The following is a 24,558-nucleotide window of genomic DNA, read 5'->3' as shown; positions in this document are numbered from 1 at the left end:
GAGCCGGACGGCCCCGAGCGGCACCCGGACAGTCGCTCTGCGTACCGGCTTCTCTGCTGTGCAGCCTAGACACGAGTGGCCACGCTGAGTGATGTGAATGGTGAAGTGACCCAAGCCGCCGTCCCTGTACGGCTGTTCTCAAAGCTGCTGCCTGCGACGCGCAAGGGCGCACGGCAGGCGCGTACGCTCACGGAGCGTCAACTTGACGCCTGGGGTGCGCCGTCGTGCGCCGCCCTCCACGTCGTCGCCGAGCTCGCCGCGAACGCGGTGCTGCACGGGCACGTGCCCGGCCGGAACTTCCGGCTCGCGCTGCACCTGGACCCGGCCGGAACGCTCCGCGTCGAGGTGACCGACGCCCGGGGCGACCGGGTCCCGCGTATCCAGGACCCGGAACCGGGGGGCTGGGCGGAGTCGGGACGGGGGCTGCTGATCATCGGTGGGTACGCGGACCGTTGGGGGGTGGTGGAGGAACCGGCGGGCTGCAAGACGGTGTGGGCGGAGGTCGCGCCGGATCGCGCGGATCCGTGACCCGGTCGGGCCCGACGCAAAGGAGAAAGAAGCCGGGGGAAGTACCCCCACGCCCCACCGCCCCCGCAGCTCACCCTCAAGGGTGAACATCCCCAACTCGGCTGGCGCGTAGGGCAGTCGATGGTGCAGCGTCGGCGCCGACAACCGCAGACATGAAACGGCCCTCGCCTGGGCTGGCATCCCACGGCGAGGGCCTGTTCACCGAGGAAGAGAAGAGCTTCCCGATGACTACTCAGCAGCCTAGCGCGCCGTCGCGCCCGGCGTCCGGACGTTCCGGCTCCGGACTCCGTCACGTCACCGTCTCGCACCGCGAACGCTTCACCGTGGTCGGAAACCACCTCGCACAGCATCAAGATCTGTCATTGACGGCGATCGGCCTGGCGACCCACATCCAGTCGCTGCCCGCGGGGTCCCGGATCGGGATCAAGGCGCTGGCGCAGCGGTTCCCCGAGGGCGAGATGCGGATCGCTTCCGCGTTACGGGAGTTGGAGGCGCACGGCTATCTGGCCCGGGTCAAGGAGCGGCTGCCGTCCGGGCGGATCGTGACGCGGACGGTGTCGTACAACAAGCCGATGACACCGACGGCCCCGCCCGCCGAGGCCGAGGCCCCGCGCGAGCCGGACCCGCCCCCGGACCCGGCGCCCGTCGGCGCCCCGGCCGACCTGCTGCTCGGGCTGCGCGCGAGCGACCCCCGCCTGCTGCTCACCGAGCGCGACGTACGACGCCTGGCGCCCGGGGTCACCGCCTGGCTGGCGCGGGGCGTGCCGCCGGACGTCGTGCGGGGGGCGCTGACGAACGGCCTGCCGGAGGGGGCGATCCGGCACCCGGCCGCCCTCCTGGCCCACCGGCTCACCGCCCTGCTGCCACCGCCACTGCCCGACCGGCGCCCGGTCCCGCCGCCCGATCCGCTCCAGACGTGCGACGGCTGCGACCGCGCCTTCCGGGCGGCCCGCCCGGGGCGGTGCCGGGACTGCCGCCCGTACGCGGCCGCTTGACCTCAAGCGCGCTTGACGTACGAGAGTCGTCCGGCATGACGTACTTCCGCGACCTCGTGCACCCCGCCGCCGGAACGGCCCTGATCAGCGAGTGGATCACCGGTACCGACGAGCGGACGCGTGCCGCCGCCGATGCCGTGACCGAGGAGTGGGCGGCGGGGGAGTGGCCGCCCGCGCTGCTCTCCCAGCACGTGTTCCGGGCGACGGACGGCACGGGCCTGCTCTTCTACGCCCAGTGGACCAGCGACGAGGAGCACCTGACGTGGGCCCGCGCCCGGCGCGGCGCGCTCGTGAGCCGGGTCGACACGCTCGTGCCGGGCATCCAGCGCCCGGGGCTCCACCGGACCCGCCTCCACCGCAGCGTGGTGCACGACGACGGGGGCCGCCCGCCCGGCGCCCTCGCGCTGACCCGGACGACACCGGACACGGCGCCGGGCCTCCTCGCCGCGCACATCCACCGCACGGAGAACAGCGAGGAGCCCTTCGTGATCGAGGAGTGGACCGACGCCGCCTCCTTCGAAGCGGCCGTCCGCCCCGCCGCCCGCACCGCCAAGCGGTACACGCTCCACCACTCCTTCCTCAACCCCCACGCGGGGTGAGGGCCCCGGGCCGCCAGATCAGCCCAGGGGCGTGATCCCCGGCGCCGCGGGGGCTCCTGGGGGACACTGGAGTGCCAGGGGCGCGGGGCAGGGGAGGGCGATGAGCGAGCCGTCGATGCAGGAGTTGATCCGCCGCCGCAGGCGGTCGGGTTTCGTGGGGCGCCGCAGCGAACTCGCCGCGTTCCGCGCCAACTTCGACGTGCCGGTGACCGACGAGCGGCACCGATTCCTCTTCCACGTGCACGGCAACGCGGGCGTCGGCAAGACGTCGCTGGTCCGCGAGCTGGAGCAAGTGGCCCGGCAGCAGGGCGCGCTGACCGCCTACGTGGACGAGGTCGTCGACAGCGTGCCGGACGCGATGGCCGCGGTCAGCGCCGAGTTCGCCCGGCGGGGCCGCAGGTGCAAGGAGCTCGACCGGATGCTCGCCACCCACCGGGAACGGCGGCACGAGGCCGAGATGGCGAGCCTCGCGGCGACGGCCGACCCCGGCCAGGACCCGGGCACCGTCCCGCCCCCGTCGGCGGGCAGCATGACGGCGGCCCGCGCGGGCCTCGCGGGGCTCGGCCTGCTGCCCGGCGTCGGCGCGTTCGCGGGCGCCATCGAGCCCGCGCAGCTGGCGCAGGGCGCCGACCGGCTGCGGGCGGGCCTGAGCGCCCGGTTCCGCAATCAGGAGGACGTCCAGCTGGTCCTGTCCCCCGAGCGGGTCCTGACCCCGGTGTTCCTCGGCGAACTGGTCGAGGCCGCCCGCGCGTATCCGTGGGTCGTCCTCTTCTTCGACACGTACGAACGGACCGGGCCGTTCCTCGACGGCTGGCTGTGCGACCTGATGACGACGGACCGGTACGGGGCGCTGCCCGCCCACCTCGTCGTGGTGACCGCCGGGCAGCAGGCCTTCGACGCGGCGCGGTGGGACGGATACCTCGACTTCATGGCGGACGTCCCGCTGGAGCCGTTCACGGACCTGGAGGCGCGCGGACTCCTGGCGGGCAAGGGCGTCACCGCCGAACCGGTCGTCGAGGAGGTGCTCCGCCTCTCCGGCGGCCTGCCCGTCCTGGTGTCGACGCTCGCCGAGAGCCGCCCCACCGGGCCGGACGGCGTCGGTGACCCGTGTGCCACGGCCGTGGAGCGCTTCCTGAAGTGGGAACCGGACCCGGTGCGGCGCGCGGTGGCGCTCGCGTGCGCGCTGCCGCGCGGCCTGGACGAGGACGTGTTCCGGGCGGCGGTGGACGGCCTGTGCGCGGACGGGGAGGTGCCTGGCCTGTTCGCGTGGCTGCGGAAGCTGCCGTTCGTCAGCGACCGCGGGGACCGGCTCGGCTACCACGACGTGGTGCGCGACCCGATGCTGCGGCTGCAGCGGCAGCGGTCACCGCGGGGCTGGGCGGAGCGGCACGGGAGGCTCGCGGAGACGTTCGGGGCGTGGCGGGCCGAGACCGAGGCCTCACTCGGCGCCGACGAAGCATGGGCCGACGGACGGTGGCGGGAGCTGCGGCTCGCGGAGTCGTACCACCTGCTGTGCGCGGGCGAGCGGGCGGCGCTGCCGGACGTCCTGGGCGATGTCGTCAGCGCCTGCAACCAGGGGGAGTCCGTCGCCCGGCAGTGGGCGCGGGTCCTGGCCGACGCGGGCGGGGACTCCACCGGCCGGGCAGCCGAGGAGTGGGGGCGCGACCTGCTGGCGGCGCTCGCCCACGACGACCTGACCGTGCCGTTGGGGCTGCTGCTCGACCGGGCCGGGCTCGACCCCCGGCGCCGGGCCCTCGCGCACGCGGTGCGGGGCCGCTTCCGGCGCCAGAGCGGTGCCTACGAAGACTCGCTGGCCGACTACGACCGGGCCGTCGCCCTCGACCCGGACCTGATGCGCGCCTACCGCGGCAGAGCCAGCACCCACGGCAAGCGGGGCGACTACGCCGCCGGGCTCGCGGACCTGGACCGGGCCGACGCGCTCGTTCCTGACCAGATCGTGACCCTCCGCATGCGGGGCGAGTTCCAACGGGTCCTCGGGCACTACGAGAAGGCCGTCGACGACCTCGGCCGGGCGATCGAGCTGGCCCCCGAGCAGGAGTACGCCTGGGCGTCACGGGGCGCCGCCCTGCACAGCCTCGGCCGCCACGACGAGGCGCTCCGCGACTTCGGCCGGGCCCTGGAGCTGAAGCCGGAGTACACCTGGGCGCTGGTGAAGCGCGCGCGGCTCCACTTGAACCTCGGCCGGTCCGAGTGCGCCCTCGCGGACCTGGACCGGGCCGTCGGCCTCTCCGCCGACTGGAAGTGGGTGTGGAGCATGCGGGGCGACGCGCTGCGCGTCACGCGCCGCTACGAGGAAGCGCTCGGGGACTACGACCGCGCACTCGGGATCGACAACGGGTACGCGTCGGGCTACGCGGGCCGCGGTGCCGCGCTGCTCGGCCTCTTCCGGCCGCGCAAGGCCCTCGTGGACCTGGACCGGGCCCTCGAACTCGCCCCGGACCACGCGTGGGCGCTCGCCCAGCGGTCCCGCGCGCGCCGTTGCCTCGGTGACCACGCGGGGGCCCTCGCCGACGCCGACCGGGCGGTCGAGCTGTGGCCCGACTCGTCGTGGGTGCGGTACTGCCGGGCCCGGGTCCTCGTCGACCTGCACCGGCACGAGGACGCCCGCGCGGACCTGGACCAGATCATCGGCAAGGAGCCGGACTACGGGGACGCGCTGGTCCTGCGGGGCAGGGTCCACTCCGAGCTCGGGCTCCACGAGCGGGCCCTGGCGGACCTGGACCGCGCGGTGGCGACCGACGAGGACCGCCCCACGCTCCGCGAGGGCAGATGCTTCATCCAGGTGCTCGTCGGCCGGCTCGCCGGAGCCGCGGAGGACCTCGCCCGTCTCACGGCCCGGGGCGAGCCCACCGACTGGGCGTGCTGCATGAGAGCGGCGCTCGACCTCATGAACGGGCGCCCCGACCTGGCACTCGCCGGACTCACCGCCAACGACGGGGCCGCCCCCCGGTTCGTCGGCGGCGCCGTCGCGCTGGCCCAGGCGTACCGCCTCCTGGGGCGCTGGCCGCAGGCGCGCGCGGCGGCCTCGGCCCTGCGCGCCCACGACGAGACGCTCGGCGCGCTGGCCCTCGCCCTCGCCGTGAGCGGCCGCGAGGGGGCGGCCGCGGCCCGCACGCACTGGCAGGAGACGGCCCGGCTGCTGCGGGCCGACGGGCGCAGGCCCGCCGAGGCCGCGTACCTGGGCGCGGTGGTCGCCGCCGGGCTCGCCGACTGGGCCGCGCTCGACGCCCGCCTCGCCCGCTGCGTCCCGCTCGACGCCCCTCGCGCGAACTGGGCGGACCGCGCCGAACTGGCCGCCCTCCTCACGGAACTGCTCCGCGCCCCCGGCGCCGACCGGGCCCGCCTCGCGCCCCGCGTGGCGCGGGTGGCCGAGGCCCGCGACGCCTTCCGGGCGCGCTACGCGGAGCCGCCCGCGTAGCGTCGTCGGCCCGGCGCGGAAGGCTCGGCGCCGACCGGTGTGTGGACCAGGAACGCGCCGCCCCCGGGCTCCGGCGCGAGCAGCAGCGTCAGCGCGTACGGGCGCGGGTCGCCCCCGGGCGTGGTGAGGGTGACGGTGCGGGGAGCGAAGTCGGCGACCGAGCGGCAGGACCACCAGGCGTCGAGTTCGGGCCGCTCGGCACGCAGCAGGGCGGTCACCTCGTGACTGCGGGACGCCGGGGGCTCGCGGTCGGCGCGGGTGCGGAAGTGGCGGTAGAGGTCCGTGGCCAGCGGCTCCCAGTCCGGCAGGACGCGCTGGTGGGCGGGGTCGGTGGCCAGGAGCAGCAGGAGGTTGCGCCGGTCGGCGGGCACCCGGGCCGGGTCGGGCCAGAGCGCGGCGTACGGCGCGTTCCAGGCGCGCAGGTCCAGGGACGGGGCGAGGAGCGCCGCGGGCGTGGCCAAGGCGTCCAGCAGGGGCTGGTGGTCGGACGGCGCCGCGGGGGCCGCGTCGGGGGCGGCGTACCCCGCCAGGGCGAGGGCGTGGCGGTGGGCCGCGGCGTCCAGGCGCAGGGTCCGCGCCACCGCGTCCAGGACCTGCCGCGAGGTGTCGACGCGGCCCTGCTCCAGCCAGGTGTACCAGGCCACCGATACCCCGGAGAGCGCCGCGACCTCCTCCCGGCGCAGGCCGGAGGTGCGGCGCCGGGGCGTGCCGGGGAGCCCGACGTCCGCCGGGGTCACGCGCTCGCGGTGCGCCCGCAGGAAGCCGCCCAGCTCACGGCGGAACGCCACCGGGTCCGTCATCGTGTTACCTCCGCTCACCGCATGAACACCCGCCTGGCTGGCGTCCATTCCCGGGGCGAGGCTTGCCGCATGAGCAACGACACCGACCCCACCCCCATCGTCCGGCGCCGCGTCAACGACTCCTCCGGGTTCACCGAACCCCGCACGCTCATCCGCGTGTACACGCCCCTGGGCACCCTGGACAGCGTCACCGGCTTCTACGAGCGGCTGCTCGGCGTGGAGCGTGACATGTGGTTCACGTATCCGCAGAAGCGGCTCGCGCTCGCCGTCGTCGGGAGCTTCCTGATCGTCGAGGGCGACGAGGAGACGCTCGCGCCGTTCCGGGCCACGGACGGCACGCTGATCATCGACTCCGCCGAGACCTATCTGGCCCGGCTCGCGGCGGAGGAGGGCACGGAGGTCCTCGACCCGCCGCACCGCGTCCCGACCGGCACCGGCTTCACCGTCCGGCACCCCGACGGCACGGTCGTCGAATACGTCGAACACCGCCCAACTCCCGACGGGAACTAGGGAAACCGCACCTTCGGCACAAACCACTTGCCCCCTGAACCCACCGTTCCCGTTCGATTACAGTGCTGCGGAGTCGGACGGCGAGGCACGGGAAAGGGGGTTCGGTGAGTGCCGTAGCAGCCACCTCGGTGTGGGGCCGCACCGAGCAGCAGGACTTCCGCAGCCGGGTCCGCGGCACGCTGCTCGCGGCCGCCGTCGGTGACGCGCTCGGGGCGCCCGTGGACGGCGCGGACCTGGCGGAGATCCGCGCCGCGCACGGCGCCGAAGGCCTCACCGAACTCGCCCCCGCGCACGGCAGACGCGGCGCCGTCACCGCCGCCACGCAGCTGTCCCTGTTCACCGTGGACGGTCTGATACGCGCCCAGGTGCGGCGCGACACCGGCGCCTGGCACCCGCCGACCGATCTGCACCGGGCGTACCTGCGGTGGGCCGTGACCCAGCGCGACTGGGGGCCCGACGAGCGGCGCAAGGAGGACGGCTGGCTGGCCCGCGAGGAGTGGCTGTACTCGCGGCGCGGGCCCGCCCGCGCCTGCCTCACCGGGCTCGCCGACGACCGCATGGGCACCCTCGACGTGCCCAAGAACCCGGGCGAGCGCGGCCCGGAGGCCGCCGCCAGGTCCGCGCCCTTCGGGCTGCTCGTGGGGTGGGAGCCGCAGCTCGTGCTCCAGCTCGCCGTGGAGTGCGCCGTGCAGACCCACGGGCACCCCCACGCCTACCTCGCCGCGGGCGCGCACGCCGTCCTCGTGCACGGCCTTGCCCGGGGGGAGTCCCTCGACGGGGCCGTGCAGCGCGCGCTGTCCCTGCTCGCCGCGCGGCCGGGCCACCAGGCCGTCACCGACGGGCTGCGGCACGCGCTCGGCGCCGTACGGCAGGGCATGCCGAACGCGGCCCGCGTCGAGGAGCTGCTCGGCGAGGGCGAGGCGGAGGGCGTCCTCGCCGCCGCCGTGTACTGCGCCCTCGTCGGCGAGGACGTCCGCCACGGCCTGCGGCTCGCCGTCAACCACGGCGCGTCCTCCACGGCGGCGGGCGCGCTGTGCGGGGCCCTGCTCGGCGCGCTGCACGGCGAGACCGCGCTGCCGCCCGGCTGGCTCACCGAACTGGAGGGCCGCGCCACCGTCCTGGAGCTCGCCGACGACTTCGCCATGGAGATGACCCAGGGCCCCGCCCTCCACAGCCCGTCGGGCGCGTCCCCGGGCTGGCTGGCCCGTTATCCCCGGGCTTGAGAGGAGCGCCCGTAGGGGCGCGGGGAACTGCGCGATCAACCACGGCGATTCCGCAGACGAAGAAACAGCCTAAACCTGCGAGTCCTCCAGGAGTTTGAGGGCCCGAGCCTTCAACTCCGCACTGGCCCGACGCCAGTCGCCCGAGTCGAAGGGCGGACGCGGATCGTACTCGACCGCCAGCTGGATCGCCCGCGCGGTGTCGTCGTCGGTGAGCCGCGCCGCGAGGTGCAGGGCCATGTCGAGCCCGGCGGAGACCCCGGCCGAGGTGATGAACTTCCCCGACTCCACGAAGCGTTCCGGTACGTACGTGACGTCGTAGGTCTTCTCCAGGTACTCCGCCGACGCCCAGTACGTCGTCGCGCGGCGGCCGTCGAGGAGCCCGGCCGCGGCGAGCACGAGGGAGCCGGTGCACACGGACGTGGTGAAGCGGGTGTGCCGGTCCGTGGCGCGGATCCACTTCAGGAGGGTCTGGTTCTCCATCGCGGCGATGACGCCCCGGTTGCCCGCGCCCGGGACGAGGAGCACGTCGAGGCGGCCCGCTTCGGCGAGGGAGCGGTCGGCGACGACGGCCACGTCACCGGTGTCGGTGCGGACCGGGCCGCGCCGCTCGGCGACCATCGTGACGCTTGCGCCCGGCAGGCGCGAGAGCACCTCGGCGGGTCCTGTGGGGTCGAGGAGGCTGTAGCCGTCGTAGAGGAGGATACCGATGCGCGGGCCCCCGGCGCCGGGCTTGCGGGGTGCGTCGGCGTGGGCGGCGGCGGGCCGGGCGGCAAGGCCCGCGGTGGCGAGGGCGGCGGTGGCCGCGCTGCCGCGCAGCAGGGTGCGGCGGGTGGTGGGGTGCGTCATGCCCCGGGAGTCTGCCGCCCGGGTGCCTGCCGCGGGCGGGGCATGTCCGGCATCTTGCGCATCGTGTCCCCGCTGACGCCGTACGCGTCGAGGAAGGCCTGGCGCAGCGTCTGCGCGGAGCCGAAGCCGCAGCGGCGGGCGATGGCGGCAAGGGACAGTTCGCTGGAGCGCACGAGGTGCGCGGCGGCCTCCGTGCGGGCGGCGCGCACCGCGCGGGCCGGAGTGGTGCCGAGGTGCGCGCCGAACAGACGGGTCAGGTGCCGGGTGCTCACGCCCGCGCGGGCGGCGAGCGCGGCGGGCGACAGGTCCTCGGTGAGGTGCGCGGCGATGTGGGCCGCCAGGTCCCGGACCAGGCGGTCGCCCGGCGGCGGCGCGGCCAGGAACATGCTGATCTGCGCCTGGTCGGCGGGCCGGTGCAGATACGAGACGAGTTCGCGGGCGACCGCCCTGGCCAGGGTCGGGCCGTGGTCGTCCTCGATCAGGGACAGGGTGAGGTCGAGGGCGCTGGTGACGCCCGCCGAGGTGTAGACGTTGCCGTCGCGCACGTACAGCGGGGCGGTGTCGACGGCCACCGCCGGGTGCCGGGCGGCCAGTTCGGCGCCGTAGCCCCAGTGGGTGGTGGCGCGGCGGTGGTCGAGGAGCCCGGCGGCGGCCAGGACGTAGGCGCCGGTGCACACGGAGGCGATCCGGCGGCTCGTGCGCGCGAGCCGCCGGACCTGGGCGACCAGGCGGGCGTCGGCCGCCGCCCGCGCGTACCCGGCGCCGCCCGCCACGAGCAGCGTGTCCAGCGGCCCGGCGACCGTCTCCAGGCTCCGCCCGGCTCCGAGGGCGATGCCCGAGCTGCTGCGCGCGGGGGCGCGGCCGACGGTGCCGAGCTCGATCTCGTACGGCGGCTCGGCCCCGTACCGGTTCGCGATGTCCAACGCCCCGCTGGGACAGGCGACATCGAGTATCTGCGTGTCGTCGTACGCAACGATAAGAACGCGCCTCGCGCTGGGCATGAAGCCATCCCACCACGCCGCCGTTAGGGACCCGGCTTCGAGGGCGCCCCCGAAGGGGCGCGGGGAACTGCGCGACCAGCCAGGACGGACCCGCAGACGAAGAGGCACCCGCTAGGGACCCGGCTTGGAAGGCGCGGCCTCAGCCTGCCCCGCCAGGGGAAGGGCGGCGGCGGAGCCGTCGTCGTCCGTGTTGATGCGCTCGATGAGCGCGTCCCGCTCCGGCGTGTCCTCGGGCTTGATCCAGCCGATGACGACGTACAGGACCAGCGACACCGCCAGCGGTATGGACACCTGGTACTGGAGGGGCACGCCCCCGTCGACGTTCCAGCTGATGGGGTAGTTGACCAGCCAGAAGGCGAGCAGGCCGAGGCCCCAGCTGGTGAGCGCCGCCGTGGGGCCCGAGCGCCGGAAGGTGCGCAGCAGGCCGAGCATCATCGGGATGGCGATGGGGCCCATGAGCCCGGCGACCCACTTGATGACGACGGTGATGATGTCGTTGAAGGTGGGGGAGTTGACCTGGGTGGCCACCGCCATGGAGAGGCCGAGGAAGACGACGGTGGTGAGGCGGGCCGCGACGAGGCCCGCGCGGTCCGTCCACTGCCGGGCCCTGCGGGACAGGACCGGCGCGACGTCGCGGGTGAAGACGGCCGCGATGGCGTTGGCGTCGGAGGAGCACATGGCCATCGTGTGGGAGAAGAAGCCGACGATGACCAGGCCCAGCAGGCCGTGCGGCAGGAGCTGTTCGGTCATCAGGGCGTACGCGTCCGACCCGTCGGGCTTCTTCGCGTCGACCAGGAGCGGCGACATCCACATGGGGAAGAACAGGACCAGCGGCCACACCAGCCACAGCGCGGCGGACAGCTTCGCGGACCGCGCGGCCTCGCGGGCGTTGGCCGTGGCCATGTAGCGCTGGGCCTGGTTGAGCATGCCGCCGTTGTACTCGAAGAGCTTGATGAAGAGGAAGGCGAGCAGGAACACCGTGCCGTACGGGCCGACCAGCGGCTTGGCGTGGCCGTCGAGCTCCGGGCGGTCCCACACCCCGAAGAAGCCGCCGTGGTCGCCGAGCTTCACGACGACGGCCACGAACATCGCGATCCCGGCGAACAGCTGGATGACGAACTGGCCCAGCTCGGTCAGGGCGTCCGCCCACAGGCCGCCGATGGTGCAGTACACGGCGGTGACCGCGCCGGTGATGAGGATGCCCTGGTTCAGGGAGACCCCGGTGAACACGGACAGGAGCGTCGCGATCGCGGCCCACTTCGCGCCCACGTCGACGATCTTCAGGAGCATGCCGGACCAGGCGAGCGCCTGCTGGGTGGGCAGGTCGTAGCGGTTCTTCAGATACTCCAGCGGGGACGCCACGTGCAGGCGCGAGCGCAGCCGGTTGATGCGCGGCGCGAAGAGGCGGGCGCCGATCGCGATGCCGAGCGCGATGGGGAAGGACCAGGTGACGAAGGACGTGACGCCGTACGTGTAGGCGATTCCGGCGTAGCCGGTGAACATCACCGCGCTGTAGCCGGACATGTGGTGCGAGATGCCGGACAGCCACCACGGCATCTTGCCGCCGGCGGTGAAGAAGTCGCTGACGTTGTCCACGCGCTGGTGGGACCAGACGCCGATCGCGACCATCACGCCGAAGTAGCCGATGAGCACGGCCCAGTCGAGACCGTTCATATCCCCCTCCCGGGGTCCGCCTTGTGAACTCGGTCAACTCCGCTGATCTGGTGGGGACTTCACCCGTGCGGCGCGGAAGCGGCCGGGAAGGGCCCGCTCATCGTCGGTTCGGCCGCGCAGCGCGGACAACCGCCCGCACGGTCAAGAGGACGTAAAATCGTTCGAGTTGGCGACCTTCATTCACATACGTGACCATGCGAGGGAAGGGGGGACGGGTGGCTCAGCGCATCAGCTCCCCCGCGTTCACCAGGAGCGACTGCCCGGTGATGGACCGCGCCCGGTCCGAGGCCAGGAACACGCAGGCCTGCGCCACGTCCCCGTCCGTGGCCAGGTCGGGCAGCGCCATGCGCGCGGTGAGCCGCCGCTTCACCTCGTCCTCCGGCACGCCCTCGGCCCGCGCGGTCAGCGCCACGTACGCCTGGACCGGCGGGCCCCACATCCAGCCGGGCTGCACGGTGTTGACCCGGATCCGCAGCGGGCCCAGCTCGCGCGCCAGGGAGTACATCGCCGAGGTCAGCGCGCCCTTCGACGCCGCGTACGCCGCCTGGCGCACCTGCGAGGGGGCCGCCACCGACGACTGCGTGCCGATCAGGACCACCGAGCCGCCGCGCTCCTTCAGGGCGGGCAGGCACGCGCGGGCCATGCGCAGCGAGCCGAGCAGATTCACGTCCAGGACGTTCGCCCAGGCGGCGAAGTCCGCGTCCTGGAGGCCGCCGAAGTGGCTGTCGAGCGCGGCGACCTGGACCAGCGCGTCGACGCGGCCGAACCGCTCGACGGCGAGGCCCGCGAGCGCCGCGCACTGGGCCTCGTCGGTGATGTCCGTCGTCCGGTACGCGGTGCGGGCGCCCTCGGGGTCGAGCCGGTCCGCGGTCTTGGCGAGGTTGGCCTCCGTGCGCGCGCCGAGCACGGCGTTGCCGCCCTCGGCCACGACGGCCGCGGCCACCTCGTGGCCGAGCCCCGCGCCGACGCCGGAGACGATCACGGTCTTTCCCTGGAGCAGCGGCATGCGGGCCTCCCGGCTCTGGCCTTCTGTCTGACGGGGCGTCAGGGTATGGGTCCGTGCGGAAGAAGGGGAGAGGCATGGGCGACGACACCCGGTCCACGAAGGCCCCCGGCGAGGCGTACGGCGCGCTCGCCGCGGTCGGGCCCTACGGCGTGCGCCCGGGGCACGCGCTGATCACCATGGTCGAGCCGCACCCGGGGCACGAGTTCGCGTACAACCGCTGGTACGAGGACGACCACTACTACGCGGGCGCGATGGCGATGCCCTGGATGTACGCGGGCCGGCGCTGGGTGGCGACCCGGGAACTGCAGCTCCTGCGCGTGCCCGAGAAGTCCGCGGTCGCCCGGCCGGTGACGGCGGGCTGCTATCTGTCGACGTACTGGATCACCGAGGGGCGCTACGCCGAGCACATGCAGTGGACCGTGGCCATCAACAAGCGCCTCAACCGCGACGGCCGCGTCCACCAGGCCCGCACCCACGTCTTCACGGCCTTCCAGGACCACGAGGCGACCGTCTACCGCGACGGCGCCGCCGGGCCGCGCGATCTGCACGCCCTCGACCACCCGTACCAGGGACTCGTCCTGGAGGTGATCGACGCCGCCGGTCCTGGGGAGCGCGCGGAGCTGCTTGAGTGGCTGCGCGCCCGGCACCTGCCCCGGGCGCTCGGGGGTTCGCCCGCCGCCCTGGTCACGCTCTTCCGGCCGACGCCGCTGCCGGGCGACCGGATGACGTACGTGAAGCAGGTCGAGGGCGTGGACACCCGGCTCACGCTGCTGTGGTTCCTGGAGTGCGATCCGCGCGCGTGCTGGGCGGAGCGCTTCGCGGCGCGCGAGGCGGAGGTGGCCGCGTCGGGCCTTGGCCGCGTGGAGCTGCTCGCGCCGTTCATCCCGACGGTGCCGGGCACGGACCGCTACGTCGACCAGCTGCGCTAGCGCCCCGGGACGAGGCCGAGCCCCCTCGGCCGGGACGGCGGACCAGTCGAGAGGGCTCTGCGGGTGGAGCTATGCGGTTGTCTCTGCGGTTGCCTTCACTGGCACGTATCACCCGAGGTCGTGGGACCCTTCCCGCACCTCGCTCACGAAGGCGTTCCACGAGTCGGCCGGGAAGGCGAGCACCGGGCCGCCCGTGACCTTGGAGTCCCGCACGGAGATCGCGTGCAGAACGGGGGACTTGACCTCGACGCACGCGCCGTTCCCGGTGGAGTAGGACGACTTGGTCCACGAGGGCGACGCGCCTTGCTGGATTGCCATGTTTGCTCCGTTTTGCGCAGTTGGTGAATTGCGGTATCCCGCGGGAGAGCGGTATACGCCAACGCCGTTGCTCTGTTGGCGTGAATGACGCTACTCGCCAACATCGAGTGGCGGATGGTTCGTTCACTCAACCGGATGGCATATTCCAGAGGGGTCTTCCGTCCCGGCGCGGCAAAGGTGTACCGTGCGGCGGCTTCGCGGCCGGAGGGCCGCAGGGGACGCCCGGAAGGCTTGCTTCCGAGTATGGGCGTGAGGTCAGCGGGCGTAGTCCTTGGCGATGTCGGCGATCAACTGCCGGGAGTGGTCCACATTGAGCGCCTGGGCCCGCAAGTGCTCGTACATGACGCTGTACTGCTGCACGTCATTGGCCTTTTCCAGATACAGGTCGCTGGTGACGCCCTCGATGTAGACGACGCTGGAATCCGACGCGTCCGGAAACTCCAGGATCGCGTACTGGCCGTTCAGACCGGGGTGCGCGCCCATCTCGAAGGGGATCACCTGCACCGTCACGTGCGGCAGCTGGGACTGCTCGACCAGGTGCTCCAGCTGCTCGCGCATCAGCGCGCGGTTGCCGACGACGCGGCGCAGCGCGGACTCGTCGAGGACGGTCCACAGGCGCAGCGGGTTCTCCGGCGCGGCGATGCGCTCCTGGCGGCGCATGCGGACCTGGACCCGTTTCTCGATGTCCGTCGGCGTGGTCTCCGGCAGCGCGCCGGTGATCAGCGCCTCCGCGTACGGCCTGGTCTGGAGCAGTCCGGGGACGACCTGCGGGTCGTAGACGCGCAGCGACGCGGCGTCGGTCTCCAGACCGATGTACACGCTGTACGGGATGTCGCCGAAGGAGTGCCACCAGCCCTGCTGGCGGGAGTCCTTGGCCATCTGCATCAGCGAGTCGACGATGCGGTGGTCCTCCACCTCGTACACCCCGCACAGATCGCGGACGTCGCGCTGGCTGATGGAGCGGCGGCCGTTCTCCAGGCGGCTGATCTTCGACTGCGAGACGAGCAGACGCTCCGCCACCTCCTCCGCCGTCATGCCCTTGAGCTCACGGAGCCGCCTCAGCTCCTGGCCGAGCCGGCGACGCCTGACGGTGGGATTGACGTTGGACGCCACGGGAAGTGCACCTCCGGCAAATATGCCTCTACATTGCGTGTCTGCTGTGGAGCAGAGTGCCACCAAGGGGCAACTCGCCGCTGGGAAACAGCAGATACGGCGGCTCTGTGGGGGTGCCGACGCCCCGCGGCGTCGCGTGTGCTGCTCAACGGGCGTGTCGCGTGCGGTGGTTGCGGCCGTGCGGGGCCCGGGCGCCGATGTGGCCGGCGCCCGGACCCCGCACGGACCGGCGGCTCCCGAACCGGGTCTCGGGGACTGCGGCGCGGAGCTGGTGGTGGTGCGGCGCGCCTCACGGCGCGGTGTGCACCTGGTGGTGCGGTGTGCACCTTGCGGTGCCGTGTGCACCTTGGGGTGCGGGTGCGCCTCACGGTGCGAAGGCGCGGGGTGCGTCACACGGTGCGGGTGACGCGGTGCCGCGGGCGGGCGCGCTGGGTGAGCGCGCGTGCCGCGGGTGCTGCGGGTTGCTCTGTGCTGCCGTGCCGTGCCGGGCGCCGCGGCCGGTGCGGGCCGGTGCGCTCGTGGTGCCGGTGTGCCGGTGTGCCGGATCCGGTGCCGGTGCCGGTGTCGGCGGCCGTACCGGTGCCGGTGCGTGCTCGTGCTGTGCCGCGGCCGCGCTGCCCGGGGATCGGCTCCCCGTGCGTGGCCGTTCGATCAGTGGGCCACCGCGCGGGCCATGGCTCCCGCACCCCGGCGCGGCTGCATCGGCACCCTGCCGGGTTCCGTCGCCGCCCTCGCCGTCGTCCGTGCGGGCGGCCGTGCGCCCTGCGGCTGTGCCTGCCCCGCCGTCGCGGGACTGCGGCGGGGCTGCGCCGCCACGCCGTTCTGGACATCCATCACGGCGTGTGCCACGAGGCCGCCCATGGGGTCGTGGCGGATCAGATCCCGCAGCCGGGAGCGGGACGACCGCCCCTCGTTGCCCGGATACAGGTGCTTGCCGAGGCCGACCGCGTGGGCCAGCGCGGCGAGCGCCGCGGTCCGTGGGTCCGGCGGCACGCCGGTGCGGATCGCCGAGTCCAGCCGGGACCTGATCTCCCGGCTGATCGCCGTGTCCGTCGCCTGGTAGCGCGTCGTCGGCAGTACTCCGCACATCTGGCCCGCCACGGCATGCACCATGCCGCACCGCTCCAGGTGCGAAAGGTAGGTCTGGCGCAGCCCCAGGCGGGGCCCGCCGATCCAGTGGACCGCGCGGACCGGGCTGCCGCGCCTGCGCAGCAGCTCCAGTGCGGAGTCCAGAGTCGGATCTCCCGTCGGCCGTGGCATCACCACGGCGATACGATCCCCGTCAGGGGCTATCCGTCCGGCCAGCGCCAGCTCCACTAGCTGTGCTCCGGCCAGACCGAGGTCGAGCGACTGCGGCTGCGCTGTGGTACCCGTGGCCGGGTCCAAAGCGAGCAGCAGAAGCTCCTCCGGAATTGTTCTGCGGCTCCTGCCCATCCATGCCTCCCCGCGTGGATGAATGACAGGGTGACCCCTCTCACATTGGTCTGTCGAGAGCGCGTGGGCGGTACGTACGGGAACCAGTAGGTATGTCGTTCTCGTCTACCACGGGGGTTAAGCCCTCACACAGGACACTGGTACATGGTTCGGACAGTGGGTCCGGGCCTCGGTCGGTGTGGCGAAGCACGGCGAGTACGGCGTAGTACGGCGAGTACGAGGAGGAATCGGTGGCGGGCGAGTACCCCGACAGTTCGAAGACGGTTTCTGGCGGGGGCGCCTCTGAGGACGACGCGGCCGCCTCGCCCCCCACGCCCCCCTCGGCCGGTGCGGCCAACGGGGACGCGCGCCTGCGGAACGCGGTGGCGGCCTGGGTCGCCACGGCGGACGCGAAGGCCGAGGGCGGCGAGGACGAGAGCGGTTCTCCGGCCGGAGGTGACGTTTCCCCTGAGGCGGCGGACGCGGCGGACCGGGCCTCGGACGAGGGCGCGGACGAGGCCGTGGCGGAGTCGGCCTCCGGCGACGCGCCGGGCGCGTCGGACGCGCCGAAGTCCGACACGGCCACGGCTGTGTTCCGGACCGACCGGCCCCGGGGCGGGACCTCGGACGAGGGTGCGGACGGGAGCGAGGCGGCTTCCCGCGACGCGTCGGACGCGCCGAAGTCCGACACGGCCACCGCCGTGTTCCGGACCGACCGGCCCCGGGTCGAGACCTCTGGCGACGGCGGCGCCGAGGCGGGTGAGCCTCCCGCCGACAAGGCGACCGCGGTGTTCAAGACCGTGCCGTCGTGGGCGAAGAAGGACGAGGCCGAGGACGCCGAGCCGGAGGCCGCCGCGGACTCCGACGCCGGGTCCGGCTCCGGTGAGCGTCCCGCGGACCAGGCGACGGCGGTGTTCAAGGCCGTCGTACCGGACGCGGACGCGAAGGCGGGCGAGGCCAAGCCGGGCGAGGGCAAGGCGGCCGCCGCCGACCCGCGTACCCCGCGGGGCACCAAGTCCGAAGGCACCGAGTCCGGCGAAGCCAAGTCCGGCGAAGCCGACAAGAGCGGCGCCGCCGAACCGGGCGACGCCAAGTCCGGCGACGCCAAGCCGGAAGGTGCCAAGTCCGGCGATGCCAAGGCCGAGGGCGCCAAGCCCGGAGGCGCCAAGGCCGAGGGTGCCAAGTCCGGCGGCGCCAAGCCCGGAGGCGCCAAGGCCGAGGGTGCCAAGTCCGGCGACGCCAAGCCGGAAGGCGTCAAGCCCGGCGGCGTCAAGCCCGAAGGCGTCAAGCCCGGCGACGCCAAGCCCGAAGGGGCCGAGTCCGCGGGTGCCAAGGACGTCGACCAGGCCACCGCCGTCTTCAAGGCCGTCAAGCCCACCGGCCCCGGTGCCGGCTCCGGCGGTGTCGACCAGCCCACCACCATGCTCAAGCTCGGCGACGTCAAGGGCGAGAAGCCCAAGGCCGAGTCCGAGTCCGAGCGGACCAGCAAGTTCGTCGCGCTGAAGCCGCTCGACGAGCCCCGCGCCACGCCCGAGCGGAAGGCCCCGCCGCAGGGCGCGCCCAAGGCCCCGGCCGCCGCCGCGCAGGCCCCGCAGGCGCCCAAGCCGGAGCCCGCGGAGCGGACCACGCAGCAGCCGCTGCCGCCCAAGCCGCCGCTCGATCTGCTCGCCGAGCTGACGAACACGCCGCCGCCCCCGGAGACCCCGACCCGCACCCTCGTACGGCGGTTCAAGATCTGGACGCCGCTCGTGGCGCTCCTGGCGATTGTGTTTGCAGTCGTACAGGCCGTACGTCCGCTCCCGGACGCGAAGCTCAGCATGACCGCCAAGGACACGTTCTCCTTCGGCGGCGGCAAGCCCTCCATCCCTTGGCCCGCCGACGGGCAGGCGGCCATGGACGTCGACGGCATCGGCACCTTCGGCACCTCGGGCAAGCCGAAGCCCGTGCCGATCGCGAGCATCGCGAAGGTGATGACGACGTATCTGATCCTGCGCGACCACCCCATCAAGAAGGGGACGGAGGGCAAGACGCTCACCGTCGACGCCCAGGCGCAGCGCCACTACGAGAAGGGCAAGCCGGAGAACGAGTCCGTGGTCAAGGTGACCGAGGGCCAGAAGATCAAGCAGTACGAGGCCCTCCAGGCCGTCATGCTGCCGTCCGCCAACAACGTCGCGCGGATGCTCGCGCGCTGGGACAGCGGCGGCGACGAGAAGAAGTTCGTGGCCAAGATGAACAAGACGGCCAAGGAACTCGGCATGACGAACACCCACTACACGGACCCCAGCGGCCTCGACAAGACCACCGTGTCGACCGCCGAGGACCTGGTGAAGCTCGGCCGGGTGGCGATGGAGAACCCGACGTTCAAGGAGATCGCCCGCCAGCCCAAGTACGAGGACCTCAACGGCGACGAGCAGAAGAACTACTTCGGCCTCGTCCCGACGGTCGCCATCGGCATCAAGACCGGCACCACCACGGCCGCGGGCGGCAACATCCTGTTCGCCGCGGAGAAGAAGGTCGGCGGCAAGACCCAGGTGATCATCGGCGCGGCCCTGGCCCAGTTCGGCAAGCCCGGCGTCGCCAACATCGACCAGGTCACGAAGGTCGTGGAGGACCTGATCAGCGGCGGCCAGGACGCGCTCACGGCGAAGACCGTGGTGAAGAAGGGCACGGTCGTCGGCCACGTCGACGACGGCCTCGGCGGCGAGACGCCGGTCGTCACCACCAAGGACGTCACGGCCGTGGGCTGGTCCGGTCTGACCGCGAAGCTGGAGCTCACCGACGGCGGCAAGAAGGTCCCGCACACGGCGAAGAAGGGCACGAAGGTCGGCGTCCTGTCCGTGGGCGACGGCACCAACGGCGCCATCAAGGTGCCGGTGGCCCTGGGCAAGGACCTCGCGGAGCCGGGCCTCGGCGCGAAGCTCACGCGGATCGGCTGACGCGGCGCGCGGGAGCGCGAGCGAAAGGGGTGGGGGCGAGCCTTCAAGGCTCGCCCCCACCCCTTTCGCCGTACCCCGGTCAGTCCTTCTCGTTCCCGGGCGCGCAGCGCGGCTGCGGGCCCGAGGGGCCGCTGTAGTTCGAGCCGATGCGCACCTCGCCGGGCTTGGTGACGGTCAGGCGCGTGAAGTCGCCGTCCTTGCGCAGACAGGCGCCCTCGGCCCACAGCCAGGGCGAGTAGGCGACGCGGACGATGACGGAGCCGGGCCGCGACATCCGGACGGTCATGTTGGCGCCGTCGGCGGCGACCAGGGTGCCGGGCTTGTCGACGAGCGGCACCGGGTCCTTGACCCGGTAGATCCGCCAGTTGTCGTCGTGCCAGACCTCCTTGAGGTAGCTGGGCCCGCTGGTCACGAGGTTGTGCTCGCGCTCGGCGGCGCCGTCCGGCACGCTGTCGCCCTTGTAGAGCACCACGAAGCCGACGGCCCACTGGTTCAGCCACTGGCGGTAGGAGGCCGAGGAGAAGGCGCCCTCCTTCACCTCGGAGACCGGGCGGCCCTCGTAGAAGAGGCGGCCGCGCTCGACGTCGGCCTGGCGGTTCCAGCCGCGCGCCATGTTGATGTACGGCGACAGGACGGCGGCCTCGCGGTGGTCGCGGGCCGGGACGACCTCGACGCGGGTGCGGTCGGCGCCGAGCCGCTTGAGCTCCTTGACGACGCCGTCGGTCTCCACGGCCCAGGTGGGCACCTTCGTGTACGCCACTATGTCGGAGGTCGTCTTGATCGACACCCAGATGAGGGACAGGGCGACGGCGCTGATGAGCAGGGCGTGCCGCCAGATCAGGGCGGGCCTGCCGTTGGGCCTGAGCAGCCGTCCGCGCGGGAAGTCGCGGTTCAGGACGGCGGCGAGCACTATGGCCGGGGCCGCGAGCTCCGCGAGCCGCTCGACGTTCGTGCCGATCGGCGTGGGGATGATCCAGGTCAGCACGACGCCGACCGCGTACACGGCGGCACCGAGCTTCAGCAGCCGCCAGGCGGGCGGCGCGGCCAGGATGACGACCAGGCAGAGCAGGACCGGCGGGAAGATCCGGACGAACGCCATCGGCTGCTCGCCCTCGAAGGGGAACAGCCAGGTGGTGAGGCCGACGACGGCGAACGGCGGCAGGATCAGGGCGAGCGCCTTGCCCCACTCCCGCGACAGCAGATAGGCGGCGCCCACCACGACGATGAACAGGCCCGCCACCGGGCTGCCCATGGCCGCGAGCGCCGCACACGCCACGGCGGCCGCGAGCCTGCCGCGACCGGCCTTCCCGGAGGCGGCGAGGACGGCCCCGACGCCGAAGGCCACTCCGAGCATGAAGGTGGCGCGCCCGCACACCACCTGGCACCACAGCGAGAAGCCGACGATGATCGCGGGCCACAGGGGTCTGCGGATGCCGACGCGCGTGATGAGCGCGACGGCCATCCAGGTCGAGGCGAGGCCCGAGGCCATCGCCACGGTCCGCACGCCGAAGGCCGCCATGAGGTACGGCGAGATCACGCTGTAGTTGGCGGTGTGCACCCCGCCGTACCAGAAGAGCCCGTACGCCGAGCCGGGGTAGCGCCGGACGAAGCCGGCCCAGGCCTGCTGCGCCGCGAGGTCGCCGCCGCCCGTCGCGAAGACCGTCCACCACAGCGCGTAGAGCGGCAGTAGACCCAGCGTGATCATCAGTGGCAAGCGGTAGCGCCAGTACCAGGGCTCCCTCATGTCACTCCCCTGATGGCTTCGGGAGAGTGTCGGCGGAGACAGTTCGGCAGAGGCCACGGGCGGCGATCCGTTCGGCTGGCGGGGTCAACTCCTTCGGAGTAGACGCTAACCGCTGCGGAATGGTTGGCGGACAGCGACCCCGGGCCCAGGTATCCGTCAGTATGCGACCGATCGCGGACGGTCGCAGTACATCCACGTCAGAGGCGTCCCGACCCCTGTGGGAGCAGGTGGAGGGGCCTCTGGGGGGTGGGTTCGACGGCCTCGGAATTTGCGCGCGTGCATTTGCTCACAGAGGGTGCCCAGGGGGTGCGGGAGGGTGCGCGGCGGGCTTGCGCGGCGGGCTGAGGAGGGCGCCGTCAGCGCACCGGATAGGCCACGTCGCACACGTCGTCCTCGGGCCCGGCCGCGTCCCAGTCCGTGAAGTACACCTCGCGGCACGGCCCGGCCTGGGCCAGGCCCTCCCGGGCGATCCACTCCTCCACTGCGTCGAAGGCGGCCACGATCTGCGGATAGGCCACCTGCGCCTTGGTGATCCGGACGTACGCGAGCCGGTGCGCGGGCTCGGTGCGGGCGGCGAGGTCCCGGCCGCGCCCCTGCGCCGCGACCCAGGCGCGGGCCGCCGCCAGGTCGGCGACGGGCACACAGGCCTCGGCGGGGCCGTCGCTCTCCTCGGTGACCTCGGCGTGGTAGATCACGAACGGCGAGCCGGTGACCCCGCCGCAGACCTCCTCCGCGGCCCGCTCCAGCCGGCCGACCGCGGCGTCGATCCACGGGGGCAGCTCCTCGTTGAACAGGTGCCGCGTCTCGCAGAGGACCGGGGTGCCGGGCACCTCCACCGTCTCGACCTCGAAGTCTCCGTACAACGTCGTGCTCCTTCCGGACAGCCTGGCGCGGAGATAGCCCGCGAGGGTGCGCTGACCCGCGTGCCGTTCCTCGACGCGGGCCCAGTAACCGGCGAGCGCCTCGGCCGCCCGCTCGCCGTCCAGGCGGACGAGGGCCGCGATCTGCGCGAGCGGCATGTCGAGACGGCGCAGCATCGCCACGGTGCGGGCCTGCTCGATCTGCTCGGGCAGGTAGGAGCGGTAGCCGGTCGACTCGTCCACGTACGCCGGGGTGAGCAGGCCCTGGCGGTCGTAGAGCCGCAGCGCCTTCGCCGAGAGCCGGGTGCGGCGGGCGAAGGCACCGATGCTCAGCCGGTCCTCGGGCCGGTCGGGTGCGTCCGTGTCCTGTGCGCTGTCCACGGGACTCATCTTCTGCGACCGGAGGCGGGTCAGCGGGGCGCCGGGGAGGGTTCCCCGGCACCGGAGAGCCTGGACCCTGCCCCAGGGGCAAGGTCAATGCCGCGGAGCGCGTCCGTCCAGACGCGCTCCACCAGGGCGTTCCCGTACCGCGACCCCTTGCCGCCGACGCCGGACAGCGGCTGGAGCAGCGGGTCGCCCTTGCGCATCCGGAACAGCGTGACGGCCGTGGACACCTCGGGCGTGTACCCGGCGAACCAGGCGGACCGCAGCCGGTCCCGGTCGGTGGTGCGGCCCGCCGCGACCGGGCGGCCACGGGTGCTGGACACCCGGCCCAGGCTGTCGGTCGCCGCCCCGCGCAGCGCGTCGGCGACCCGGCCCGCGACCCGGGAGTCCAGGGCCCGCCGGGTGGGCGGCCGCTCCAGGCCCTCGATCTCCTCGCCGTCCTTCGTCACGGAGGTCACCGAGTACGGGTCGTGCTGGAGCCCGCCGCGCGCCAGCGTGCCGTACGCGCCCGCGAGCCGGATGGCGCTCGGCGTGGAGGTGCCGATGGCGAACATGTCCTCCTTCGGCCCCATGCTGGCGGGCAGCATCCCCGAGTCCACGGCGACCTCACGCATCCGCTGCCAGCCGATCTGCTTGCCCAGGTGCAGATAGGTGGCGTGGCCGCCCTCGATCAGGGCCCGGCGCGGGGTCATCCCGGTGGCGCCCTTGCCGGTGTCGACGCCGTCCTGGAGGGCGGCGGCCAGGACGAACGGCTTGAACGCCGAGCCCGCGGGGACGCCGGAGGTGTCGGCGTTGTTGCTGAAGTGCCGGGTGGCGTCGGCGCCGCCGTACAGGGCGAGCACGGCCCCGTCCGAGGTCCGCACCGACGCCGCGCCGATCTCCACCCCGCGGTCCTGCTCGCGCCGCTCGGGGGCGAGGTCGCGGCGGGCCACGCGCTGCGCGGCCCGGGCGAGCTGCCGCACCCGGCGCTCGTCGAAGGTGGTGCGGATGCGGTAGCCGCCGCGGGCCAGGTCCTTGTCGGTGAGGCCGGTGCGCTGGCGGACGTACTTGTTGGCGATGTCGACGAGGTATCCGGCCTGCCCGCTGTGGGCGTTGAGGCTGGTGGAGCGCGAGCGTGCGAGCGGCTCCGGGAAGGTGCGGTACCGCGCGCGCTCGGCCTTGCCCATCCGCCCGACCTCCACCTGGCGGTCCAGGATCCAGGACCAGCGCGCCTTCGCCCGGCGGTGGTGGGCCGCGCTCACCGACGGGTCGTACAGCTCGGCGCCCTTCAACAGGGCGGCGAGGAAAGCGCCCTGGCTGGGGTTCAGCTTCCGCGCGGGGATGCCGTAGTAGGCGTGCGCGGCGGCCTCGATGCCGTAGGCGCCGCGGCCGAACCAGCTGCTGTTCAAGTACCCCTGGAGGATCTCGTCCTTGCTCTTGCTCCGGTCCACCTTCAGGGAGATGACGAACTCCCTGACCTTGCGCGTCACCGTCTGGTCCTGCGAGAGGTAGGTGTTCTTCACGTACTGCTGCGTGATGGTGGAGCCGCCCTGGGTGTCGCCGCCGCTCGCCATGCTCGCCACGGCCCGCAGCAGGCCCTTGGGGGAGACGCCCGAGTCGCTGTAGAAGCTGGCGTTCTCCGCGGCGATGGCGGCGTTGCGGACCGCCACGGGCACCTCGTCCAGCGGGATGTTCTGCCGGTTGACGTCCCCGGTGCTGACCATCTGCGTGCCGTCGGCCCAGTAGTACACGTTGGCCTCCTGCTGCGCCGCCGCGTTCTCGTCGGGGATGTCGACGGCCGCGTAGACGTAGGCGAAGAGCCCGCCGATGGCGCCGCCGCACAGCCCGAACGCGCTGAGCCACTGCCGCCAGGAGGGCAGCCAGCGGCGCACCCCCCGACGGCCGCGCCGCGGATAGTCGATGAGCCGGCGCCGCCGACGGTCCTTGGCGCTGCGCGCCGAGTGTGTGCCCATGCTGGAGGAGAAGTGAAAAACCTGCGCGAGGTTGATCGTCAAGCTGTCAGCTCTTCGTAACAAGCCGCAGGTCAGGGCGTGTTGGCAGTAAACGGACGAATGGCGTCCGATGGGGCGAGCCGGTTTGTGGCGCCCTGGCGCGCGGATGGGGGGAGGCCGGTCCCGCCCGTACGCGGTCCGTGTGGACGCCGCGTCCCGCCCGGCCGCGCGGCGGTTGGGCGCCGGGTCTCGCCAGGTCCCGGCCGGACGCGGCGAGTTACGGTGGGAGCGACCTCGTCGGACTGATCA

The 24,558-nt window shown here is 73.4% G+C and carries 19 protein-coding genes; 8 read left to right on the top strand and 11 right to left on the bottom strand.

What is annotated here, in order from left to right; all coding sequences use genetic code 11:
* Positions 1-93 precede the first annotated feature (93 nt).
* The 4 genes from C9F11_RS18145 (at position 94) to C9F11_RS18130 (ending at position 5,561) form a co-directional block, all read left to right on the top strand.
* Complete coding sequence (locus C9F11_RS18145) at positions 94-528, top strand: ATP-binding protein (protein ID WP_138960281.1); 435 nt, start codon at positions 94-96, stop codon at positions 526-528.
* Positions 529-890: 362 nt separating this feature from the next.
* Entirely contained in the window at positions 891-1,523 is a 633-nt protein-coding gene (locus tag C9F11_RS18140; RefSeq protein WP_346347304.1) for a helix-turn-helix domain-containing protein, read from the top strand.
* Between the two features lie 35 nt (positions 1,524-1,558).
* Positions 1,559-2,122 (top strand): antibiotic biosynthesis monooxygenase, encoded by a 564-nt coding sequence (locus C9F11_RS18135; RefSeq protein WP_138960279.1) that lies wholly within the window; start codon positions 1,559-1,561, stop codon positions 2,120-2,122.
* A gap of 100 nt (positions 2,123-2,222) precedes the next feature.
* The gene (locus C9F11_RS18130) at positions 2,223-5,561 is read left to right on the top strand and encodes a tetratricopeptide repeat protein (RefSeq protein ID WP_249401781.1); all 3,339 of its coding nucleotides are present in this window, start codon (positions 2,223-2,225) and stop codon (positions 5,559-5,561) included.
* Here C9F11_RS18130 and C9F11_RS18125 read toward each other — a convergent pair.
* Positions 5,540-6,361, bottom strand: coding sequence for a helix-turn-helix domain-containing protein (locus tag C9F11_RS18125; protein ID WP_138960278.1), 822 nt, complete (start codon positions 6,359-6,361; stop codon positions 5,540-5,542). The two genes, C9F11_RS18130 and C9F11_RS18125, sit on opposite strands and share 22 nt — an antisense overlap.
* 69 nt (positions 6,362-6,430) lie before the next feature.
* Here C9F11_RS18125 and C9F11_RS18120 point away from each other — a divergent pair, with 69 nt between their 5' ends.
* A complete protein-coding gene (locus tag C9F11_RS18120) occupies positions 6,431-6,871 on the top strand; it encodes a VOC family protein (protein ID WP_138960277.1) in 441 nt (146 codons plus the stop codon).
* A gap of 104 nt (positions 6,872-6,975) precedes the next feature.
* Positions 6,976-8,094 (top strand): ADP-ribosylglycohydrolase family protein, encoded by a 1,119-nt coding sequence (locus C9F11_RS18115; protein WP_249401780.1) that lies wholly within the window; start codon positions 6,976-6,978, stop codon positions 8,092-8,094.
* 69 nt (positions 8,095-8,163) lie between these two features.
* Here C9F11_RS18115 and C9F11_RS18110 read toward each other — a convergent pair whose 3' ends face one another.
* From C9F11_RS18110 to C9F11_RS18095, 4 genes are all read right to left on the bottom strand, one after another.
* Positions 8,164-8,940 (bottom strand): DJ-1/PfpI family protein, encoded by a 777-nt coding sequence (locus tag C9F11_RS18110; RefSeq protein WP_138960276.1) that lies wholly within the window; start codon positions 8,938-8,940, stop codon positions 8,164-8,166.
* Positions 8,937-9,941: a DJ-1/PfpI family protein gene (locus tag C9F11_RS18105; protein WP_138960275.1), complete on the bottom strand. Its 1,005-nt coding sequence runs from the start codon at positions 9,939-9,941 to the stop codon at positions 8,937-8,939. The genes C9F11_RS18110 and C9F11_RS18105 overlap by 4 nt, the downstream gene beginning before the upstream one ends.
* Positions 9,942-10,052: 111 nt before the next feature.
* Complete coding sequence (locus C9F11_RS18100; RefSeq protein ID WP_138960274.1) at positions 10,053-11,615, bottom strand: sodium:solute symporter family protein; 1,563 nt, start codon at positions 11,613-11,615, stop codon at positions 10,053-10,055.
* 220 nt (positions 11,616-11,835) lie between these two features.
* On the bottom strand, positions 11,836-12,621 hold the full coding sequence (locus C9F11_RS18095) for an SDR family oxidoreductase (protein WP_138960273.1): 786 nt from the start codon (positions 12,619-12,621) through the stop codon (positions 11,836-11,838).
* Between the two features lie 74 nt (positions 12,622-12,695).
* Between C9F11_RS18095 and C9F11_RS18090 the strand changes: the two genes are divergently transcribed.
* Positions 12,696-13,550 (top strand): hypothetical protein, encoded by an 855-nt coding sequence (locus tag C9F11_RS18090; protein ID WP_138960272.1) that lies wholly within the window; start codon positions 12,696-12,698, stop codon positions 13,548-13,550.
* Positions 13,551-13,658: 108 nt separating this feature from the next.
* Here C9F11_RS18090 and C9F11_RS18085 read toward each other — a convergent pair whose 3' ends face one another.
* From C9F11_RS18085 to C9F11_RS18075, 3 genes are all read right to left on the bottom strand, one after another.
* Positions 13,659-13,868 (bottom strand): DUF397 domain-containing protein, encoded by a 210-nt coding sequence (locus C9F11_RS18085; RefSeq protein WP_138960271.1) that lies wholly within the window; start codon positions 13,866-13,868, stop codon positions 13,659-13,661.
* A 255-nt stretch (positions 13,869-14,123) separates the two neighbouring features.
* Positions 14,124-14,981 (bottom strand): helix-turn-helix transcriptional regulator, encoded by an 858-nt coding sequence (locus C9F11_RS18080; protein WP_138960270.1) that lies wholly within the window; start codon positions 14,979-14,981, stop codon positions 14,124-14,126.
* A gap of 651 nt (positions 14,982-15,632) precedes the next feature.
* Complete coding sequence (locus C9F11_RS18075) at positions 15,633-16,415, bottom strand: GPP34 family phosphoprotein (RefSeq protein WP_138960269.1); 783 nt, start codon at positions 16,413-16,415, stop codon at positions 15,633-15,635.
* Positions 16,416-16,645: 230 nt separating this feature from the next.
* Here C9F11_RS18075 and C9F11_RS48645 point away from each other — a divergent pair, with 230 nt between their 5' ends.
* Positions 16,646-19,330, top strand: a complete 2,685-nt coding sequence (locus C9F11_RS48645; RefSeq protein WP_249401779.1) for a D-alanyl-D-alanine carboxypeptidase — start codon at positions 16,646-16,648, stop codon at positions 19,328-19,330.
* Positions 19,331-19,409: 79 nt separating this feature from the next.
* Here C9F11_RS48645 and C9F11_RS18060 read toward each other — a convergent pair whose 3' ends face one another.
* The 3 genes from C9F11_RS18060 to C9F11_RS18050 all read right to left on the bottom strand — a co-directional run bounded on the left by C9F11_RS18060 (position 19,410) and on the right by C9F11_RS18050 (position 24,312).
* Positions 19,410-21,074, bottom strand: coding sequence for a hypothetical protein (locus C9F11_RS18060; protein WP_138960268.1), 1,665 nt, complete (start codon positions 21,072-21,074; stop codon positions 19,410-19,412).
* Positions 21,075-21,430: 356 nt separating this feature from the next.
* Positions 21,431-22,315 carry a MerR family transcriptional regulator gene (locus C9F11_RS18055; RefSeq protein WP_249401778.1) on the bottom strand — a complete coding sequence of 295 codons (885 nt, stop codon included), beginning with the start codon at positions 22,313-22,315 and terminating at the stop codon, positions 21,431-21,433.
* A gap of 29 nt (positions 22,316-22,344) precedes the next feature.
* Positions 22,345-24,312 carry a transglycosylase domain-containing protein gene (locus tag C9F11_RS18050; protein ID WP_346347303.1) on the bottom strand — a complete coding sequence of 656 codons (1,968 nt, stop codon included), beginning with the start codon at positions 24,310-24,312 and terminating at the stop codon, positions 22,345-22,347.
* Positions 24,313-24,558: the final 246 nt, after the last annotated feature.

Source organism: Streptomyces sp. YIM 121038, from assembly GCF_006088715.1.
In the GTDB taxonomy this organism is placed as follows: domain Bacteria; phylum Actinomycetota; class Actinomycetes; order Streptomycetales; family Streptomycetaceae; genus Streptomyces.
Note: the sequence above shows the minus strand (reverse complement) of the source record. Positions and strands in the feature narration are given on the sequence as shown.